Genomic DNA, 17654 nt, shown 5'->3' with positions numbered 1-17654 from the left:
TATGGCTGTTGAAGCCCTGTTTCCCCTGGCGACCTTCCAGTCGCCAGGGGAATTTTTGCCTCACACCCAAAACTGGTTCCTTCCCCTGCGTTGGTACGGGCTGCTGATTGCAACAGCCGTCTTGATTGGACTGAACCTCTCCAGCCGACTGGCCAAGCTTCGACAGCTGGAGAACGGCCTGGTCAGCGATCTCCTGCCCGTGCTCGTGCTGTTTGCCGTGATCGGAGCACGGATTTACTACGTGGCCTTCGAGTGGCACAACTACGCCTCCAACCCGCTCAAGGCCCTGGCCATCTGGGAAGGAGGGATCGCCATCCACGGTGCTTTGCTGGCGGGAACAATCACGCTGATCCTGTTCTGCCGCTGGCGCCAGCAACCCTTCTGGGATGTGCTGGATGTGTTGGTTCCCTCCGTGGCCTTGGGACAGGCCATCGGTCGCTGGGGGAATTTCTTCAATTCCGAGGCCTTCGGGGTTCCAACTGACCTGCCGTGGAAGCTGTTCATCCCGGCGCAGAGCCGCCCTGTGATGTACAGCACGTCGGAATTTTTCCACCCGACGTTCCTCTACGAATCGATCTGGAACCTGCTGCTCTTCGGACTGTTGATGCTGCTCTTTCGCCGCGGACTCAAAGCTCCTGGGATGCTCCCATCGGGCGCCATGAGTTGTGTGTACTTGGTGGGCTACAGCCTTGGCCGTGTCTGGATCGAAGGTCTGCGCATTGATCCTCTCTGCATCGGTTCGCTTCCACCGGCTTGCGACGGGGGAATCCGCATCGCCCAATTGATGAGTTGCACCCTGGTCGCGCTCGGCGTACTGGGCCTTTGGTGGCTATATCAACGGAAGCGACCCCTTCCTGATCCATCAGGCCAACGCAGTTGAGTCACGTTGTCAGTTTCGTCGGCGCAGGCCCCGGTGCTCCAGACCTGCTCACCCTTCGCGCGGCTGACCGTCTGAACAAAGCCGACGTGCTGATCTGGACGGATTCCCTGGTCTGCCCAGCCATCGCCGATCTGGCGCCGGCGGATTGCGAACGCATCCGCACCAGCACGACCACGCTCGAAGAGCTGATCCCGCTGCTCATCGACCGGCAGCGCCAGGGCAAACGGGTGGTGCGGCTTCACGATGGAGACACGGCGCTCTACAGCGCCATCAACGAGCAGATCTGCGCCCTGAGCGACGCCGACATCCCTGTGGAAGTGATTCCCGGGATCAGCGCCTACCAAGCGGCAGCCGCCGGACTCGCCAGCGAACTCACCCTTCCAGGCGTGGTGCAAACCATTGTTCTCAGTCGCGCTGGGGGTCGCACCGGCGTGCCGGAACGGGAACAGCTGGATCGGCTGGCCGCCCTGCGCGCCAGCCTTTGCATCTATTTGAGTGCACGACACGTTGAAGAGGTGCAAACCACCCTTCTGGAGCACTACCCCGCCGACACGCCCGTGGCCATCGGACATCGGGTGAGCTGGCCTGATCAGATGCTCACCGTGGTCCCTCTCAGGGAGATGGCTGCGGTGAGTCGGGAACGCAATCTGATTCGCACAACGCTTTATGTGGTGAGTCCTGCGCTTGCCGGTGGTACCCAGCGCTCACGGCTTTACTCGCCTGACCACGACCACCTGTTCCGTCCGAAACCCCAATAGGCGGTGGTTTAAGATCGATTTGTGCGGGCGATTAGCACAGTGGTAGCGCACTTCCTTCACACGGAAGGGGTCACTGGTTCGAATCCAGTATCGCCCATATTTTTTGGTGGGATTTAATCCCTTAGTTGCTGACTGCACTATTGAATCGACCTAAGTTCATTTTTGAACGAGGCCGAATGCCCCATTGATGAACGAGCGGAGTCTTGCGGACGACCAGGGCAAAGCCACGGGCCTGGTTGAAGCAGGGCGACAGTTGGCCGAGGCACGGGCTGCTGCGGGCCTGAGCCAGAACCAGCTCGCCAGCCAGTTGCACATGGGCGAGGAGCAATTGGCTGCACTGGAACGGGGCGATCAAGCCGAACTGCCTGAACCCGTGTTCATCAAGGCCATGGTGCGCCGGATCAGTTCGCATCTGGGTTTGGATGCTGACGCCATGGTTCAAACCCTCGGCCCCCTCACCACCAGACCGCCCAAACGGGCGACTCCCGGGGCAACACCACGAGGCATCGCTCCTCAGAACCAGAGAACATTCAATCCACTTCCCCTCGTGGCCCTCGCCGGGCTTGCTGGCCTTGGCTTTGTTGTGTGGAGCAACGCCTCCGAGTTGACGCGCTTCGCCCAGGGGTTGAAGCCTGCCAATCCAACCCTTGAGCCAAGCGAAACCGATCTGGAGGTGACCAAGGTTGCAGATGAGCGCGATGCCCTCATCGTTCCAGCGCCACCAACGGCCGACCTGGGCCTCACGATCAGCAGCAGCGAACCCAGCTGGATCGCCCTACGGCGGGAGGGAATTGTGGAATTCGAAGGGCTGCTGAACGGTGAGCGCAGGATTGACAATCCCGACCTGGTGGAGATCTACGCCGGCCGGCCTGATCTGGTGCAGCTCAGTTCTCCCGACGCCGAGACACGCACCCTTGGCGCTGTGGATGACATCCGCTGGATCCCGCTCAGCCCTGCACCCTGACGCGCAGATTCACGCCAACCGCCTCCTTCACCACCTCAGCGCAGCCTTCCAAGCTCCACTGTTCAAGGCTGACGTTCTGATTGACCCGCTCAGGGACGATCTCCAGATCCAGACTTCCCTTCACCGCATGGATGCGGAGTGCTGAGATCACCGGCTCAGGCCTGCGATCCAGAGCCGCGGCCAAGCGCAGCAGCAGGGCCATCTGATGAACACAACGACGGTTGTCTCGGGTGGCCACAAGCTGCCAGGACTCATGGCGTTTCTTCGGCAGGCTGCGGCGGTGATAGCGGGCAATGGCCGCCACCATCAGGTGCTCCGCCTCGGAATAGCCCAGCAGCTCACCATGACGAATCAAGTACCAGGTGTGCTTGTGGTATGCGCTGATGTTGATGTGCTGGCCACAGGTATGGAGCATGGCGGCAGCCCAAAGCAGTTCACGCCCTTCGCCACTGTCGTCATGCATCACGCCTCGCGTGGCGTCGTAGAGGCTTAGGGCATGGCTGGCAACCCGTTCAGCCCTGCTCTGGTTCACCGCAAAGCGCTGCACCTGATGAATCACGGTGCGTTGCCGAATGCTGCTCTGGAAGCTGAAGCGGTCTTCCAGAAGACCCTGGCGAAGCATCCAATCAACGATCAAACCTTCTCTGAGCGCCCGTTCACTGAGCACGAAGTCCTCCACACCCAGCATCTTCATGGTGGTTTGCAGGATCAGCGCACCGGGAACGATGATTTCGGCCCGACGATCATTGATGGGAGCCAACTCCCGTCGCTGCGCAGGGGTCATCGTGATCAAACGATCAACCACGTTGTCCAGGCGCTGCCGGGTGACCCGGTAGCCATGCAATTTGCGGGGGGGGCGCTCCTCTTCACTCGCCGCAAGGGAGCCAATCGCCATCGCCGTGCCGCTGGTGGCCACCAAAACAGGGGTTTCACCGGGTTTGATCCTGCGACGCACTTTGTCGACCGCAGGTTCAAGCGACCCCTGAATGAAGGCCTTCAGGAACGAACGCCGTTGAGGGGGCATCGGATCATCCCGAACAAAGTCCCGCTGGAGTCGCACAGCCCCCACACGGGTGCTGGTCAGGGCGCGGGCATCACGACCATCGGCAAGGATCAGTTCCGTGGAGCCACCGCCGATGTCGAGCAGAAGATGCGGACGGTCTCCAAACGGCATTCCTGAGAGGACGCCCAGATAGATCAGCCGGGCCTCCTCGGGGCCGCTGACCAAATCCACCTCCATCCCCAGATCGTCGAGAATGATCTCGAGGAAATCGCGACCATTGGGTGCTTCTCGAACGGCACTCGTCGCCGCTGTGACGATCTGCTCAACCCGGTGACTGGCGGCGAGATCTCTGAACTGGCGAAGGGTTTCCAGCCCCCGTTGCATCGCCGCCTCGGTCAGCTCACCGGTCTCGGGATCACGCTCCCCCAGACGCGTGGTGGCCTTTTCGGCCTGGATGATCCGAAACGTGCGCAGCTTCGGATCAACGGCTGCCACCAGAAGATGAAAGGAATTGGTCCCGATATCGATGGCGGCGATCCGACGCTGATCAGCGTTCACTGCCTGCGACGCGCCGTTGTTCTGTTCCGTTGGCTGGGCTGGGGCCTTGGCATCCAGCATCAACGTCAGAGCGGCAATGAAATCCACTCTGACACTGATGGCCGAGGCCATCGGGCCCTGACTAGGGTTCTTCAAATCCCGTTGATTGTGATCAGCAGCTCTGCCCGTCTTCAGCCCTGGATCGAACTGCTCCGCTGGAACAAACCCACCGGCCGGCTGATTCTGCTGATCCCAGCAGGCTGGGCCCTCTGGCTGAATCCAAGCGCTCCCCCCAGTGTTGTGCTGATCCTGCAGATCCTGCTGGGCGGCCTTGCGGTGAGCGGAGCAGGCTGCATCGCCAATGACCTCTGGGACCAGCGCTTCGACGGCCAGGTGGAACGCACACAACATCGGCCTCTGGCCAGAGGTGCGCTGCAGCGAGGGCCAGCCTTCGCTCTGCTGCTGATCTTGCTGGGCCTCAGCCTGGCTGTTGTGCTGAGTCTGCCGGCCGCCAGCCTCGGGCTCTGTCTCGCCTTGGCCTGCACGGCCGTGCTGCCGATCCTCGGCTATCCATCGGCAAAGCGGTGGTTCGCCTTCCCCCAGGCGGTCTTGGCGCTGTGCTGGGGCTTCGCGGTGCTGATCCCCTGGGCCGCAGCAACGGCCTCCTTGAGCGGGAGTCCTGCCCTGGTGTGCAGTTGGCTGGCAACCGTGGTCTGGACCTTCGGCTTCGACACGGTCTATGCCATGGCCGACCGACGTGACGATGCCAGCCTCGGCCTGCGCAGCAGCGCCCTGAGCCTCGGATCCCGCGTGGTTCCTGTGGTTCGGGGCTGCTACCTCGTGACAGCCATCACCCTTGCCATAGCGGCATGGTCGGCTCAGATCCCAGCACCGTTCTGGCCTCTCTGGTTGCTTGCCGCCGTCTTCATGCAGCTCAGCTGCAACCCCTTGAAGAAACAAGATGCCTCCATGGGCACCTATGGGAAGCACTTTGCCCAGCAGGTGCAGGCAGGGACGCTGCTCTGGCTGGGCCTGGTTCTGGCCAGGGGATGGGGAGCCTGATGCGCATCACCCCGGCTCCTCCGCTCCGAACTGGAGACCGTGTGGCCTGTGTGGCCGCCAGTTCAGCCCTGCAGGACGACATCAAGCTGCAGGAGGGCATTGCGGTCCTGCAGAGCTGGGGCCTCGATGTTCAACCCCAGACCTTGGCCAGCCGACGTTGGGGCTACTTCGCAGGGCGCGATGACACGCGCCATGCCGATCTGCATCCGGCAGAACCGGCAGCGCTGCTCGCCTGTGCCCGCGGTGGATGGGGGGCTGCTCGGCTGCTGGAGCAGCCCATCCGCTGGCAGAGCGGCTGGCTGTTGGGCTTTTCCGACGTGACAGCTCTGCTCTGGGCCCGCCAGGCAGCAGGGTTTGCGGGGGGCATCCATGGCCCCTTGCTCACAACACTTGCGGAGGAACCGCAATGGAGCCGTGACCGCTTGCGCAACCTGCTCTTCGGCAACACCGTTCCTGACCTGCAAGGTCGGGGTGGCGGCGGCGGGGTGGGAAGCGGTCCCCTGCTCGTGGCCAATCTGACCGTGGCCACCCACCTGTTGGGAAGCCGTTTTGTGCCCCCCCTCAAGGGAGCCGTTCTGGTGCTGGAGGACGTGGGTGAATCGCCCTACCGCATTGATCGGATGCTGACTCAGTGGAGGCTGAATGGCAGCTTGCAGGGCCTGGCGGGTCTGGCATTTGGCAATTTCGAAGGGTGCGCCGATGAAACCAGAGACGCCTCCGAAAGCTTCAACCTTGAGCAGGTTCTTGAGGAACGCACGGCCGATCTCGGCATTCCCAGAGTGATGGACCTGCCCATTGGTCACCGATCCGGAAACGCAGCCCTGCCCATGGGGGCGATAGCACGCCTGGACGGCGAAAACGGCCGGCTCAGCCTGCTGACCTGAGGGCGAGCACGGCCTCCGCCACGGTGAGGTCAAACGGTGTGGTGACCTTGATGTTGGCGGGGCCGGCATCCAAGACCTGCACAGGCCACCCCAGACGCTCGTACAACGACGCATCGTCGGTGACCGTCCAGCCCTGGGCCACCGCCTCAGCGTGGCCGCGACGCAGCTGATCAACGGCAAAGCCCTGCGGCGTCTGCGCAGCCCAAAGCTCCGATCGATCCGGCGTATCGCGAATCACACCATCAGATCCCACGCGCTTGATCGTGTCGCTCACCGGCGTTGCAGCAATCAGCGCCGTGCCGGCCTCCACCACAGCTGCACAGCGATCAAACAACTCCGGTTCAGCCAAACAGCGGGCGCCGTCATGAATCAAGACGTGCCGAGCCTGCTCCGGCAACCCCGCCAGACCACAAAGCACCGACTCCTGCCGCGTGCTGCCGCCCTGGATCCAGTGCACCGGCTTGCTGGGTGCATCCAGCACCGCAAGGATGGCCTCTCGATCGACCTCCTGGCCGACGATCCCGATCCATTCGATCCGCTCGGAACGCAGGGCCGCCTCCAGGGTCCAGGCAATGACGGGGCGTCCGGCCAACGGCAGCAGCAGCTTGTTGCGATCCGCACCCATGCGCCGACCGCTTCCCGCCGCAGCAATCAACAGATGCACAATCGACTCCTGCCCCAGACAGGCGTAAACGACCTCCATACAATCAGCTCGCACCATGGATGGCGGCGCTGCATGCGAGTTCTTGCCCTGAGCCCGGGTTCGCTCGAAGACCAGCTGGACCGTCTACCGGCTCTGGCCGACATCTGCCAGAAGCTCAACGCCAGCCTGCAGGTGGCCTGTGACCCCCAGCAGGCAGCTCCATGGAAGCTTTTGCCGTGCCTGGACAAGCTGTTGCCATTCAGCTTCGAGGCCAACCCCACCCTTGCGGACTGGGCCAACCTGCTCGGTTGTGTGCGCGAACCCGACTTTCAGATCTGCATCAACTTCGCTGAAGGGCAGCAGGTGAACCTGATGCTGTCGATGAGCCATATCCCCAAACGGTTGGCGGTTGAGGGATTTGCCTGCACCGACCAGGTCAGCGTCGGTCCTGGCTGGACGGCGCAGCGTCTCAACCCCTTTCTTCAAGCCCTGGGCCTTGATCTCAAGGCCGATCAGTTCCGCCTGCCCCTGGCGGCAGAGGCTCTTGAGGAAGCCCGTGAAGCACTGCCCAGCGGTGACGGCCCCCTGCTGTTGCTGTCGCCATCCGGCCAGGGGAATGACTGGCCTGCAGCGGAATGGCACCAGCTGCCTGAGACGATCAAAAGCCGCCTACCGGCGCTGCGCAGCATGGTGCTGCCAGCCGAGCTCAGCCTGCCCAAACGGGCGGCCTTGGTGGCCAATGCCGATGTAGCGCTCAGCAGCTGCCCGGTGTCCCAGCGCCTGGCGATCTATTGCGGCACCCCCCTGGTTGCCCTCGGAGCCGAGGCCGCAGACCTTCCCGAGCGCCAGGAGATCCGCTGCCTCAGCCGCCCGCAGGAGCTCGCCACGCTGCAGAGCAGTGATGTGCTGACGGCCCTCGGTTTCTGAGGAGACGTCCGATGAGGCGGCGCCGAGCCAGGGGACAGCTGAAGCTGATCACGGCTCCATGGCGGGGGCCTATCAGTGCCCTCAGTGCTGTGATCTTCGCGGGTGCCCTCGGTTATCGGATCACGGAGGGATGGGACTGGGGCGATTGCCTCTGGATGGTGCTGATCACCATCAGCACCATCGGTTTTGGAGAAGTCGCCCCGCTTTCACCTCCAGGCCGCCTGGTCACCGTCTTGATCGTGGTGGGTGGCTTGGTGGTTGTGCAACTGGCCATCCAACGCGTTCTAGGGCTGAAGGAGTCGGGATATTTCCGCAGACTGCGGGAGTTCCGCTTTCTCCGCATGCTGGAAGGCCTTCACGACCACGTGATTCTTTGCGGCTACGGCCGGATCGGACAGGAGATTGCAGCCCAACTGCAACGGGACGCGGTGCCCCTCGTGGTGATCGAAACCGATCCAGAACGAAAGGCCGTGGCAGACGAGAATGGCCTCTGGGTGCTTCAAGCCGATGCAACCCTCGATGAAACCCTGCTGGACGCAGGTCTTGAACGCTGCTGCAGCCTCGTGGCAGCCCTACCCAGCGATGCCTCCAATCTGTACGTGATCCTCAGCGCCAAGGACCTACGACCGGATTGCCGCTTGATTGCCCGCGCCAACAGCGATGAAGCCGCCTCAAAGCTGCGGCTGGCGGGCGCCACTGTGGTGGTCAGTCCCTATGTGGCTGGTGGTCGGGTGATGGCCGCTTCGGCGCTGCGACCGCTGGCCCTCAACTTCATGGAGCTGTTGGCGGGCTCCGACTATGAAATCGAGGAATTCCAGCTGAGTCACGACCCTAGGCACCTGATGGAGATCCGCGGGCGGAGCCTGGCGGAGCTGGAGCTGGGCCGTCGCAGCGGGGCCATGGTGCTGGCGATCCGGGAGAACGGAAAGCTGATCGCCAATCCAGGCGGCGACACCCAGATGGCACCGGGGCAACTCCTGATCGTGCTGGGAAGCAAAACCCAGCTCGCCACCTTTCAATCGTTGCTTGGGGAGGCCGTCGACACGATTGAAACCATGCCGGGTTGAGCTGGATGACGACGGCTCCGTACGATCCACCGATCAACGGTGCCTCCATGTCTCCCAGCGCTTCTCTTGCCGGACAGACCGCCCTGGTGACGGGAGGAGGTCGCGGCATCGGCCGGGCCATCGCCCTGGCCCTGGGCGAAGCCGGTGCAGAGGTGGTTGTGAACTACTCCAGTTCCGCCGCCGCCGCCGACGAAGTTGTCGCTGCCATCACCACAGCAGGGGGCAAGGCCTATGCCCTGCAAGCCAACGTGTCGGTTGAGGCTGAGGTGGATGGCCTGATCAAGACGGTGCTGGAGCGCAGCGGCCGTTTGGATGTGTTGGTGAACAACGCCGGCATCACGCGGGACGGCCTGCTGATGCGGATGAAAACCGACGATTGGCAATCGGTGATCGACCTCAACCTCAGTGGAGTGTTCCTCTGCACGCGAGCCGTGGCACGCCCGATGCTCAAACAGAAGAGCGGTCGGATCATCAACATCACCTCCGTTGTTGGGCTGATGGGCAACGCAGGACAGGCCAACTACGCCGCCGCCAAAGCGGGCGTCATCGGTCTCACCCGCAGCACCGCCAAAGAGCTCGCCAGTCGTGGCATCACCGTGAACGCTGTGGCTCCGGGTTTCATTGCCACAGACATGACCAAGGGCCTCGATGCGGAGGCCATCCTCAAAGACATCCCCCTGGGAACCTTTGGCACCCAGGAGCAGGTGGCCGGTGCCGTGCGCTTCCTTGCCGCCGACCCGGCCGCGGCCTACATCACAGGCCAGGTGCTGCAGGTGGATGGCGGAATGGTGATGGCCTGACCCTCAGGATCAGGAATCAAGGGGTTGGGCTAACTCATCCCGCAGGCGGCGGATGCGCTGGAGCAGGCGTAACCGTCGACTGCGGGCTGTAGCGGTGAGAAAGATGCGCAAGGGCACGTAAACCAGGGCCATCGAACCGGCCAGCCCCGCCATCAGAACAAAAAACAGCGCTCCGGATTCAGCCATGACCGGACCCTAATCAGTTCATTTGACAGCGGCATCCGGGCAGCCCCCAACCATTCGGCTTTCCCCACCACAACACCTCTCCACGAGGGCCACATCGCTGTGGGACAGTGACCAACGGCGTGCCCGCGACTATGGCCAAACTCCTTTCCTTCTCTGACGAATCCCGCAGCGCCCTTGAGCGGGGTGTTGATGCACTCGCCGATGCGGTGCGCGTCACGATCGGCCCCCGCGGTCGCAACGTTGTGCTCGAGAAGAAATTCGGCGCACCCGACATCGTCAACGACGGCGACTCAATCGCCCGTGAAATCGAACTGGACGACCCGTTCGAAAACCTTGGCGCCAAGCTGATGCAGCAGGTGTCCTCGAAGACCAAGGACAAGGCCGGTGACGGCACCACGACCGCAACCGTTCTGGCTCAGGCCATGGTGCGGGAAGGTCTGCGCAACACCGCTGCTGGCGCAAGCCCTGTGGAACTCCGCCGAGGCATGGAGAAGGCCGCTGCACAGGTCGTGGCTGGACTGGGCGAGCGGAGCCAGGCCGTGGCCGGCGATGCCATTCGTCAGGTGGCCACGGTGAGCTCCGGCGGTGACGACGAAGTCGGTCGGATGATCGCTGAGGCGATGGACAAGGTGAGCACCGATGGGGTGATCACGGTTGAGGAATCGAAGTCTCTGGCAACGGAACTGGAAATCACCGAGGGCATGGCCTTCGACCGGGGCTACAGCTCCCCCTACTTCGTGACGGATGCCGACCGTCAGGTCTGTGAATTTGAAAACCCCCTGATCCTGCTGACTGATCGCAAGATCAGCACGATCACGGATCTGGTCCCCGTTCTGGAAACCGTTCAGAAGAGCGGCTCCCCCCTGCTCATCCTGTCTGAGGAAGTGGAAGGCGAAGCCCTCGCCACCCTGGTGATGAACAAGAGCCGTGGGGTTCTGCAGGTGGCCGCTGTTCGGGCACCCTCCTTTGGCGAACGCCGCAAGGCAGCCCTCGCCGATATCGCCATCCTCACGGGCGGGACGCTGATCAGCGAAGACAAGGCGATGACCCTCGACAAAGTGACCCTCGAGGATCTCGGCAAGGCGCGCCGCGTCACCATTAGCAAGGAGAGCACCACGATCGTCGCCACCGACGACCATCGCCAGGCGGTGAGCGAGCGCGTCGGCGCGATCCGACGTGAACTGGAGGCCACCGAATCCGACTACGACCGCGAAAAGCTCCAGGAGCGGATCGCCAAGCTGGCCGGCGGCGTGGCTGTGATCAAGGTCGGTGCACCGACGGAAACGGAACTGAAGAACCGCAAACTGCGGATCGAGGATGCCCTGAATGCCACCCGTGCCGCCGTCGAGGAGGGCATCGTTGCCGGAGGCGGCAGCACGTTGCTGCAACTCTCCGACAGCCTGGACGCCCTGGCTTCATCCCTGAACGGCGACCAGCGCACCGGCGTTGAGATCGTGCAGCGGGCACTGACGGCGCCGATTCATCAGATCGCCACCAATGCCGGTCAGAACGGTGATGTTGTGATCGCGGGCATGCGCAGCAGCGGCCAGGGATTCAATGCCCTCAGTGGCGCCTACGAGGACCTGATGGCTGCTGGCATCGTTGATGCCGCCAAGGTGGTGCGCTTGGCCGTGCAGGATTCGATTTCGATCGCTTCTCTCCTGATCACCACCGAGGTTGTGATTGCCGACAAGCCGGAACCCCCTGCACCAGCTCCCGCCGGAGACGGAGACCCCATGGGTGGCATGGGCGGAATGGGTGGCATGGGCATGCCCGGAATGGGCGGCATGGGTATGCCCGGGATGATGTGATCAGCTGATCATTCCCTGGCGATAGGCGATCACCTGGAGGTCCACTCCGGTGATCGCCGTCCCCACCACAACGGTGTCGGCTCCGGCCTGCAACGCCAACCGTGCATCCCCTGGAGAGGCAATTCCCCCCTCACAGATCAGACGAACCGAGCCGGCAAGCTCAGCGCGAAGTTGGGGGAGCAGATCAAACGCAGGGGGGCGCTGCTGTGCCGTGTTTTCCGTGTAGCCGTAGAGCGTGGTTCCAACCCAGTCACAGCCCAGTTCGGCTGCCCGCAAACCATTCTCAAGCGAATCCACATCAGCCATCAGCGGGGCCCTCAGCTCATCACGGCTGCGCTGGATCAATGCGGCCAGGTCCTGCCCTGCAGGACGCGGTCTGGCTGTGGCATCAATAGCGATCACATCGGCCCCCGCAGACCACACCGCCTGAATTTCTTTCCAGCCCGGGGTGATGTAGACCGAGCTGTCCGGGAACGTGCATTTCCAGAGGCCGATGATCAAGGCATCCGGACAGCGCCGACGCACAGCACCGATGTGTTCAGGGCTTTCCAACCGCACACCCACAGCACCATTGCGCAGGGCTGCATCCGCCATGGCTGCGATCACATCGGGATCGCGCATCGGCGAACCCTGGGGGGCCTGCACCGAAACGATCAGGCCCTGATCCAGGGATTCAGGGTTGGGAATCATGCTGTTCAGGACGCCTTGGGGAAAGCGTCATCCTCCCGGCGGGGAAGCCAACGCCGCAGCGAAAGGGGCGTGCTGATCGGCGGGGCAGGCACAGATGCCGAAGCAAAGCTGCGTTGAAGCGGCTTTGCTTCAGCTGCACTCTCGTCCTCTTCAACGACCACCTCATCCTTAGCAACCACTTCGTCCTGACCATCCACCTCGTTCTCAATCAACACGTCGTCTTCAGCCGCAATCTGCTCCTCTTCTTCAACGACCACCTCATCCTCAGCAACCACTTCGTCCTGACCATCCACCTCGTTCTCAACCAAAACGTCGTCTTCAGGAGAGATCTCGTCTTCAGGAGCAATCTCCTCCTCCGCGACAGGCATCGGCGCGGAACTGAACCCATGCTTCGAAGCTGAAGGTTCCGGCAAACTCAGATCAAGCTCAGCTGCTCCGTCAAAGCCGTAACGGTGAACCCACTGACTGATCAGACCCGCGAGCAAGGCCTGATCACCTGAGTTTCGGGCCTCCTCGATCTGTTGGGCCAGAGCGTTCTGTCGAGGTGATGGCTGCTGGAACGGAGAAGAGAGCACGGATTCAGGAAAGTTTGCGGTTGAGCAGAGGGCGAATCGCAAGAAACAGCCCGATGGTGAGGAACAGAAGGATCAGCAGGCAACTGGTGCCGGTGACATCCCCATAGGGGGCCTCCAGCAGAACAGCCGAAAGGTCCAAAGGACCCTGGTAAGCCGCTCGAATGGGTTCTATCGCGAAGGTAAGGGGATTCAAGGCCGCAAGCCAGCCCAGCCAGGTGGGCATGAATGACAACGGGGCCAAGGCCGTGCTGGCAAACAGCAATGGCAAGTTGGCCACAAAGATCACAGCGATCAACTCGATGTGCCCCGGCAAAGCGAAGGCCAGTCCAAGGCTGAGGGCCGTCACAGCAAAAACCAGAAGCAGCAACGTCACCAGCACCAGGGCGAGGCCGCTGATGCCGGGCCATCCGTAACCGAGCACTGCTGCCGTGCCCATGATCGCCAGACTCTGCAAAAGGCTCAGCGCCGTGATGTAGATCACCGACGCCAGCACGATGGAACTGCGGCTTCGCAGCGGTGCCACCAGCAGCCGATTGAGGAAACCGAATTCGCGATCAAACATCACCGGCAGGCCGGCATTCAAAGCACCGCTGAAGGCTGTGAAGACAATCACTCCAGCACCAAGAAAACGGCCGTAGCTCATGCCTCCTGGCAACAGCCCCTCAGGGGCATTGGCGAACAGTGCACCGAAGAGAATCAACCAGATCAGGGGTTGCAGAACCCCTGCGATCAAGGTTGAAGGGCGACGCATCAACTGAAGAAACAAGCGCCGTGTGAGGGCCAACGTTTCCTGGCTGAGCTCGGCGAGGGCTCCGGATTGCTGCTGCTGGAGAGCAACAGATGCTGGTGTGGAAGTCATCGTTGGCACTCAACGCATGGATTGACGCTTTTCCTGTTTGACGTCGCGCTGGCCTGCGATGGCCAGTTCAGCGTCCATCAGGGTGCGTCCTGTGGCCTGAAGGTAGACATCATCCAGGCTGGGACGACTCTGGGCCAGGGCAAACACAGGCAAACCTGCAGCTTCGAGGGTCTGACGCAGCTGATCGATCACGGCCCCTCCCTCAATCACCAGGTTGAGGGAAAAGCCCTGGGAGCGGTTCACCACCACCTGACGCACCCCATCCAAGGGTTCGAGCAGGGCACGCACCTGGGTCGCCTCATCGGCATTACTGAACTCTCGGATTCGCAGAGTCACGCGATCACCCCCAAGCCGTTGTTTGAGCTGATCAGGGCTGCCTTCGGCAATCACACAGCCGGCGTCGATGATCGCCAACTGATCCGCCAGAGCCTCCACTTCTTCGAGGTAATGACTGCTCAGCAGAACAGTGGTGCCTTCATCAACCAGCTGACGCAGCAGCTGCCAGATGGCACTGCGGCTCTCGATATCCAGTCCCACGGTGGGCTCATCGAGCACGAGCAACCGGGGGCGGTGCAGCAGACCGGCGGCCAGATCAAGACGCCGGCGCATGCCGCCGGAATAGGTGCCGCAGCGGCGGTCTATCCAGTCGCCCATCGCGAGGCGGTCAATCAGATCGGCGATGCGGCTGTCGCGATCGTTCCGTGGCAGGTGGTAAAGATCACCTTGCAATTGCAGCAGTTCCCGGCCGCTCAGGATCTTGTCGATGGCCACCTCCTGGGCCACATAGCCCATGAGCTGGCGCACTTCTCGTGGCTGCACCAAACCGTCAACCCCCCCAACAACCACTGAGCCGCTGTCGGGGGCGAGCAGAGTGGCCAGAATGCGCATGGCCGTTGTTTTGCCGGCACCGTTCGGGCCAAGCAGCCCGTACAGGCATCCTTCAGGAACGGTGAGATCAAGCTCACGCAGAGCCGGTACCGAGCCGTAGGCCTTGGAGATCTTGCGCAGTTCAATCAACGCCATCAGGCACCGTCAGGGACTTGCTCGGCCAATTCAGGGAATCTAGAGAGTGCTCATTGCACCGCCGTTGGCAGGGAGAGAAGTTGCATCACCTGGTGAGCGAAGCCTGAGGCCAGATCCGTCCGGCTGAGAATGAGAAGCAGGCACAGGCCAAACAGATAGAGGATCGACCAACGGAACAGGGCCTTGGCATTCACAAGACTGTCGGGATCCAGGGACAGCCGATCAACGAGCTGCAGCAATCGACCGTTGTAGGGCAGCAGCATCACGCCGTAGAAGGCGCCACCTGAAGGCAAAGCAAACACGCCCAAACCGCTGAGCAGAACGGTGATCCAGCCGTAGGTCTTGATCGCCCGCGCCGTCACCACAGGACCCTTCACCACGGGCAGCATCGGGATCCCGACAGCGCGATAGTCCTCGCGCAACAGCAGGGCCAAAGCCCAGAAATGGGCTGGTGTCCAGACCATCACCAAAGCGAACAGCCACCAGCCCCCGAGGCCAACATGGCCCGTGGCGGCCGCCGCCCCAACCAGGGGCGGAATGGCCCCGGCGACCCCACCGATGACGATGTTCTGGGACGTCCGCGGCTTGAGCAAGGCTGTGTAGAGCAGCACGTAACTGCAGAGGCCGAGCAGGGACAACCCAGCAGCGAGACAGTTCACACCGCTTACGAGAAGCATCGCCGCCGCGAGGGTGCAGGCGATGGCGCCGATGAATGCACTGGTGGGCGACAGCCGACCGGAGGGGAGTGCGCGACCGCTGGTGCGGGCCATCCGGCCATCGAGATCCTGCTCCCACAAGCAGTTCAGAACCCCTGCAGCAGCGGAGGCAAGCGCCCCTCCCCCCAGGGTGCAGACGAGCCGAGGCGATGAGAGCGGCCAGCCTTCACTGAGAGCCATTCCACCCAGGGTGGTGGCCAGCAGCAAAGGGATCAGGCGGGGCTTGGCGACTTCCAGCCAGGCCGGAAGTTTCACCCGCTTGCGGGAGGGAACGACCTCCTCACGGGTCGGACGAACGGTTGCAGTGATTTCAGCCATGACAGGCCTCCAACGAGGTGTCGTCGAGGACGACGGAACGGGACGGGGAGGGGAGGTTCGGAGAGCGAACCAGAAGCGCCGCCAGCAGAGCGATCAGCAGTGCAGCCACGAGTTGATGAGCAACCGTCACTGCCGGTTGCGACAAACCAAGACGAAGGGTGAAAACGCCTAGGGCCACCTGAACCAGCACCAAAAGCACGGCCCCACCAAGCCAGGGCCACTGCTGACGAGCCCAACCACCCGCCAGCACGGCTGCCCCGGCGAAGCCGAGCACAACAACGACCACCGGCATCGCTGTCAGGCGATGGGAAAGCACCAGCTGGCAGGCCTCTCCTCCAGCAAGGCATCGCTGCCCTGCCCATGCGGTGGCCATGCGACCACCGAGCAGGCACTGCACAAAGACCGACAACAGGCCAAGCGATGCCCCGATGCGCCACCAGAGCGGAGCGACGGCACCAGCGGGATGAAGCAAGCGTTGGGTCAGCCCACTCAGGAGCGCCACGAGGGTGAGCGCGAGAGCCAGGTGGGCTGTCACCACAGCGGAGGGCAGCAACTGGGTCACCGTCAGCGCACCCAAACCGCCCTGCATCGCCACCAAAACCATCAGACCGATGGCCAGCCAGGGCAGCCATCGCGGCAGTTGGCGCCGCTGAAGCGTCGTCGCCACAGCCATCACCACGAGGGCCATGCCGATGACGAAGGCATCAAGGCGGTGAAACCACTCAAGGAACACCTGAACATTCATCTGGCGACCCGGCAAAAACGAGCCGAAGCACAGGGGCCAGTCCGGGCAGGCCAAGCCGGCTTCCATCACCCGGGTTGCTCCACCGATCACCACCAAAGCGATCACGGCAACCACTAGATGAGCCGACAACAACCCAAGACGTCGACGCAATGTCGACATTGAGGAAAGCATCATCGAACAAGCTCCATCCGATGCACCCAAAAGGGATTGCTTGGACCGTAGCGATGCAGAAGATGACGTCACGCTGTGTGGACGTCTGCAACACAAATGAGGAAAAATCATCCCCTTTTCCTGACAGAAATAAGGCCTTAACAATCACTTCATGGAGAACCGCAGCCAGACCCATACGCTGTTGAAAACCTGGGATTGATCAGGTGCAGATCCCATCCGCCATTCTCACGTTGGTGATCGGGATGGTCCTTGCTCTGGGCGGCCTATGGATCGGCCAGAACATCAACCTTCTCCCCATCGATGCGAGCGCCAACGCGCCGATTTACGACGAGCTTTTTAAGGTTCTATTCACGATTGGCAGCATTCTGTTTATCGGAATCGTTGGTCTTCTCGTGTTCAGCCTGATTCGCTTTCGGCGACGCAGCGGCCAACTCGGCGACGGCCTTGCCATCGAAGGAAACCTGCCACTTGAAATTTTCTGGACAGCTGTTCCTGCTGTTGTGGTGCTGTTTGTTGGTCTCTACAGCTACGACATTTACGACCGGATGGGTGGCATGGTGCCTCTCGCCCATGACCACATGGGCGGAGCCCACGACGAACAGATCTGGGGAGGCATTAGTTCAGGCTCGATTGAATCAGCAGCCGCAACAAATGCTTTACCCGTTGAAGTGACAGCAATGCAATTTGCCTTCCTCTTTCATTACCCAGAGGGAGACATCACGTCAGGTGAACTTCATGTGCCAGCCGATCGACCGATCACTCTGCGGATGGAAGCCAAAGATGTGATTCATGCCTTCTGGGTGCCTGAATTTCGCTTGAAGCAGGACGTCATTCCCGGCCAACCAACCCAGCTGAGTTTCACACCCACACGCACCGGCCGTTATCCAATCGTGTGCGCCGAACTCTGTGGGCCCTACCACGGTGGAATGCGCTCCACCGTTGTGGTGGAAAGCCCGGAGGACTGGGACAGCTGGTACAGGGACAACGCCAAAGCCGCACCTGAAGACGAAACGCTCACCATCGCGAACGCCTGAG

The 17654-nt window shown here is 62.1% G+C and carries 19 protein-coding genes and 1 tRNA gene; 11 read left to right on the top strand and 9 right to left on the bottom strand.

Translation table 11 applies throughout. The features are described from left to right. Window position 1 precedes the first annotated feature (1 nt). The 4 genes from lgt (at window position 2) to SynM161_RS02930 (ending at window position 2602) form a co-directional block, all read left to right on the top strand. Complete coding sequence (lgt, locus tag SynM161_RS02945) at window positions 2–880, top strand: prolipoprotein diacylglyceryl transferase (RefSeq protein ID WP_255441884.1); 879 nt, start codon at window positions 2–4, stop codon at window positions 878–880. After that, entirely contained in the window at window positions 877–1638 is a 762-nt protein-coding gene (cobM, locus tag SynM161_RS02940; RefSeq protein ID WP_186541935.1) for a precorrin-4 C(11)-methyltransferase, read from the top strand. The genes lgt and cobM overlap by 4 nt, the downstream gene beginning before the upstream one ends. 25 nt (window positions 1639–1663) lie before the next feature. Further along, window positions 1664–1735 (top strand) — tRNA-Val (locus SynM161_RS02935). 90 nt (window positions 1736–1825) lie between these two features. Next, complete coding sequence (locus tag SynM161_RS02930) at window positions 1826–2602, top strand: RodZ family helix-turn-helix domain-containing protein (protein WP_186541934.1); 777 nt, start codon at window positions 1826–1828, stop codon at window positions 2600–2602. Here the strand turns inward: SynM161_RS02930 and SynM161_RS02925 are convergent. Then, window positions 2586–4223: a Ppx/GppA phosphatase family protein gene (locus tag SynM161_RS02925; protein WP_186542435.1), complete on the bottom strand. Its 1638-nt coding sequence runs from the start codon at window positions 4221–4223 to the stop codon at window positions 2586–2588. The two genes, SynM161_RS02930 and SynM161_RS02925, sit on opposite strands and share 17 nt — an antisense overlap. 87 nt (window positions 4224–4310) lie before the next feature. Between SynM161_RS02925 and SynM161_RS02920 the strand changes: the two genes are divergently transcribed. Together SynM161_RS02920 and SynM161_RS02915 are read left to right on the top strand one after the other, a co-directional pair. After that, window positions 4311–5204, top strand: a complete 894-nt coding sequence (locus SynM161_RS02920) for a 4-hydroxybenzoate polyprenyltransferase (RefSeq protein WP_255441883.1) — start codon at window positions 4311–4313, stop codon at window positions 5202–5204. Then, window positions 5204–6088 carry an LD-carboxypeptidase gene (locus SynM161_RS02915; RefSeq protein WP_186541932.1) on the top strand — a complete coding sequence of 295 codons (885 nt, stop codon included), beginning with the start codon at window positions 5204–5206 and terminating at the stop codon, window positions 6086–6088. Before SynM161_RS02920 ends, SynM161_RS02915 begins: the two co-directional genes overlap by 1 nt. Here the strand turns inward: SynM161_RS02915 and ispD are convergent. Beyond that, window positions 6072–6752 carry a 2-C-methyl-D-erythritol 4-phosphate cytidylyltransferase gene (gene ispD / locus SynM161_RS02910; protein WP_186542433.1) on the bottom strand — a complete coding sequence of 227 codons (681 nt, stop codon included), beginning with the start codon at window positions 6750–6752 and terminating at the stop codon, window positions 6072–6074. The genes SynM161_RS02915 and ispD overlap by 17 nt on opposite strands. A 72-nt stretch (window positions 6753–6824) precedes the next feature. Between ispD and SynM161_RS02905 the strand changes: the two genes are divergently transcribed. The 3 genes from SynM161_RS02905 to fabG are packed head-to-tail and all read left to right on the top strand — an operon-like array spanning window position 6825 to window position 9525. Then, window positions 6825–7658 (top strand): glycosyltransferase family 9 protein, encoded by an 834-nt coding sequence (locus SynM161_RS02905; protein WP_186541931.1) that lies wholly within the window; start codon window positions 6825–6827, stop codon window positions 7656–7658. An 11-nt stretch (window positions 7659–7669) separates the two neighbouring features. Beyond that, the gene (locus SynM161_RS02900; protein ID WP_115132167.1) at window positions 7670–8725 is read left to right on the top strand and encodes a TrkA family potassium uptake protein; all 1056 of its coding nucleotides are present in this window, start codon (window positions 7670–7672) and stop codon (window positions 8723–8725) included. A gap of 47 nt (window positions 8726–8772) precedes the next feature. After that, entirely contained in the window at window positions 8773–9525 is a 753-nt protein-coding gene (gene fabG / locus SynM161_RS02895) for a 3-oxoacyl-[acyl-carrier-protein] reductase (protein ID WP_186541930.1), read from the top strand. A 9-nt stretch (window positions 9526–9534) separates the two neighbouring features. Here fabG and SynM161_RS02890 read toward each other — a convergent pair whose 3' ends face one another. Beyond that, window positions 9535–9711 carry a hypothetical protein gene (locus tag SynM161_RS02890; protein ID WP_114988256.1) on the bottom strand — a complete coding sequence of 59 codons (177 nt, stop codon included), beginning with the start codon at window positions 9709–9711 and terminating at the stop codon, window positions 9535–9537. Window positions 9712–9842: 131 nt separating this feature from the next. Between SynM161_RS02890 and groL the strand changes: the two genes are divergently transcribed. Further along, entirely contained in the window at window positions 9843–11522 is a 1680-nt protein-coding gene (groL, locus tag SynM161_RS02885; RefSeq protein WP_186497211.1) for a chaperonin GroEL, read from the top strand. On the opposite strand, the gene SynM161_RS02880 is transcribed toward groL, so the two are convergent. Genes SynM161_RS02880 through SynM161_RS02855 form a run of 6 tightly spaced genes read right to left on the bottom strand, consistent with a single transcriptional unit; the run spans window position 11523 to window position 16622 of the window. Beyond that, window positions 11523–12212, bottom strand: a complete 690-nt coding sequence (locus SynM161_RS02880) for an N-acetylmannosamine-6-phosphate 2-epimerase (RefSeq protein ID WP_186541929.1) — start codon at window positions 12210–12212, stop codon at window positions 11523–11525. A gap of 5 nt (window positions 12213–12217) precedes the next feature. Beyond that, window positions 12218–12787 carry a hypothetical protein gene (locus SynM161_RS02875; RefSeq protein ID WP_186541928.1) on the bottom strand — a complete coding sequence of 190 codons (570 nt, stop codon included), beginning with the start codon at window positions 12785–12787 and terminating at the stop codon, window positions 12218–12220. Window positions 12788–12791: 4 nt separating this feature from the next. Beyond that, window positions 12792–13646, bottom strand: coding sequence for an ABC transporter permease (locus SynM161_RS02870; RefSeq protein WP_186541927.1), 855 nt, complete (start codon window positions 13644–13646; stop codon window positions 12792–12794). A 9-nt stretch (window positions 13647–13655) separates the two neighbouring features. Further along, window positions 13656–14669, bottom strand: coding sequence for an ATP-binding cassette domain-containing protein (locus tag SynM161_RS02865; protein ID WP_186541926.1), 1014 nt, complete (start codon window positions 14667–14669; stop codon window positions 13656–13658). Window positions 14670–14719: 50 nt separating this feature from the next. After that, entirely contained in the window at window positions 14720–15703 is a 984-nt protein-coding gene (locus SynM161_RS02860) for a heme o synthase (protein WP_186509146.1), read from the bottom strand. After that, window positions 15696–16622, bottom strand: coding sequence for a heme A synthase (locus SynM161_RS02855; RefSeq protein ID WP_370593103.1), 927 nt, complete (start codon window positions 16620–16622; stop codon window positions 15696–15698). Before SynM161_RS02855 ends, SynM161_RS02860 begins: the two co-directional genes overlap by 8 nt. 200 nt (window positions 16623–16822) lie before the next feature. On the opposite strand from SynM161_RS02855, the gene SynM161_RS02850 reads away from it, so the two are divergent. Then, complete coding sequence (locus SynM161_RS02850; RefSeq protein WP_115132175.1) at window positions 16823–17653, top strand: cytochrome c oxidase subunit II; 831 nt, start codon at window positions 16823–16825, stop codon at window positions 17651–17653. Window position 17654: the final 1 nt, after the last annotated feature.

It is taken from the genome of Synechococcus sp. M16.1, from assembly GCF_014279895.1.
Taxonomy (GTDB): domain Bacteria; phylum Cyanobacteriota; class Cyanobacteriia; order PCC-6307; family Cyanobiaceae; genus Parasynechococcus.
Note: the sequence above shows the minus strand (reverse complement) of the source record. Positions and strands in the feature narration are given on the sequence as shown.